Origin of the sequence: Streptomyces sp. NRRL F-5630 (assembly GCF_000719475.1) — a bacterium.
In the GTDB taxonomy this organism is placed as follows: domain Bacteria; phylum Actinomycetota; class Actinomycetes; order Streptomycetales; family Streptomycetaceae; genus Streptomyces.
On the sequence record NZ_JOGO01000171.1, the window covers coordinates 1 to 1,363 of the forward strand.

Consider the following 1,363-nt stretch of genomic DNA (forward strand, 5'->3'; position numbering starts at 1 on the left):
CCCACCGACACCCCCCTCGACCTCGCCGGAATCGGCATCGGCCCCTTCAACCTCTCCCTCGCCGCCCTCGCCCACCACCTCCCCACCGGCACCGCCCCGCTGCGCACCGCCTTCTACGAGCAACGCCCCGCCTTCCACTGGCACCCCGGCCAGCTCATCGACGGCACCACCCTCCAAGTCCCCTTCCTCGCCGACCTCGTCACCCTCGCCGACCCCACCAACCCCTGGACCTTCCTCAACTGGCTCAAGGCGAACGACCGCCTCTACCCCTTCTACTTCGCCGAGCGCTTCCACATCCACCGCGCCGAGTACGACGCCTACTGCCGCTGGGTCAGCGAGAACCTCCCCGGCCTCCACTTCTCCCACCAGGCCGACGCCGTCCGCTGGAACGCCGACCGCTCCTGCTTCGAGATCGACTACACCCAGCTCGACGCCGACGGCGAGGCCCACGCCCTCGGCCGCACCCACACCCGCAACCTCGTCCTCGGCATCGGCAGCGCCCCCCACATCCCCGAACCCCTGCGCCCCCTCGCCGAATCCCCCCACGTCCCCGTCGTCCATTCCGCCGACTACCTCGGCCACCGCGAACAACTCCTCGCCGCCGGGCACATCACCGTCATCGGTTCAGGCCAGTCGGGCGCAGAGATCTTCCTCGACCTCCTCCGCCACCGTGCCCCCGGCCACGAACGCCTCACCTGGCTCGCCCGCACCCCTGCCTTCGCCCCCATGGAGTACTCGAAACTCGGCCTCGAACACTTCACCCCCGACTACACCCGCTACTTCCACGCTCTCCCCGAGGCCACCCGCGACCAGCTCACCGCCCAGCAGTGGCAACTCCACAAGGGGATCGACACCGAGACCATCGCCGCCATCCACGAGGAGCTCTACCACCGCACCCTGAACGGCGGCTGGCCCGACGCCACCCTCACCCCCGGCGTCAGCGTCCGCACGGCGGGCCGCGTCGCCACCACGCAGATCGAACTCCACCTCGAACACCGCGAACAGGGCACCCGCTCCCGCCTCACCACCGACGCCGTCGTCCTCGCCACCGGCTACCGCGAACGCCCCCTCGACCAGCTCCTCGCCGGACTCGACCCCTACCTGCACCGCGACGACGCCGAACGCCCCCGCGTCGACGCCCACTACCGCCTCCACCTCGACGAGGCCATCACGGCGACCGGCTCCCACGTCTACGTCCAGAACGCCGAACGCCACACCCACGGCGTCGGCGCCCCCGACCTCGGCCTCGCCGCCCACCGCAGCGCCACCATCCTCAACACCCTGACCGGCACCACCCCCTACCCGCTCCCCGCCCGCACCGCCTTCACCACCTTCGGCCTCACCCCCCACACCGCCCCAAGCC

At 71.3% G+C, this 1,363-nt stretch carries 1 protein-coding gene; it reads left to right on the plus strand.

Features of this window, described 5'->3' with window-relative positions:
* Positions 1–1,363, plus strand: a 1,363-nt coding sequence (locus IF99_RS0130165) for a lysine N(6)-hydroxylase/L-ornithine N(5)-oxygenase family protein (protein ID WP_031001660.1), incomplete at both ends; no start/stop codon positions are given.